This is a genomic window from Bacillus sp. AC266 (genome assembly GCF_979253805.1).
Genome location: NZ_CEEDEC010000035.1, coordinates 1 through 318, shown reverse-complemented (window position 1 = coordinate 318; position 318 = coordinate 1). Strand labels below are relative to the sequence as shown.

Sequence of the window (318 nt, the reverse complement as noted above, 5' to 3'; positions counted from 1 at the left end):
GGCTCCGCAGGTAGGACTCGAACCTACGACCGATCGGTTAACAGCCGATAGCTCTACCACTGAGCTACTGCGGAATATATATGGTGGGCCTAAATGGACTTGAACCATCGACCTCACGCTTATCAGGCGTGCGCTCTAACCAGCTGAGCTATAGGCCCATATACTTTACAGGGGCAGTAGGAATTGAACCCACACTGGAGGTTTTGGAGACCTCAGTTCTACCTTTAAACTATGCCCCTAAATGGTGCCGGCTAGAGGACTTGAACCCCCAACCTACTGATTACAAGTCAGTTGCTCTACCAATTGAGCTAAGCCGGC

4 tRNA genes are annotated in these 318 nt (G+C 50.9%); all 4 read right to left on the bottom strand.

What is annotated here, in order from left to right:
- Positions 1-2: 2 nt before the first annotated feature.
- The 4 genes from AC0IXC_RS29155 to AC0IXC_RS29140 all read right to left on the bottom strand — a co-directional run bounded on the left by AC0IXC_RS29155 (position 3) and on the right by AC0IXC_RS29140 (position 318).
- Positions 3-74 (bottom strand) — tRNA-Asn (locus AC0IXC_RS29155).
- Between the two features lie 7 nt (positions 75-81).
- Positions 82-158, bottom strand: a tRNA-Ile gene (locus AC0IXC_RS29150).
- Between the two features lie 10 nt (positions 159-168).
- Positions 169-239: transfer RNA gene (locus tag AC0IXC_RS29145), tRNA-Trp, on the bottom strand.
- 3 nt (positions 240-242) lie between these two features.
- A tRNA-Thr gene (locus AC0IXC_RS29140) sits at positions 243-318 on the bottom strand.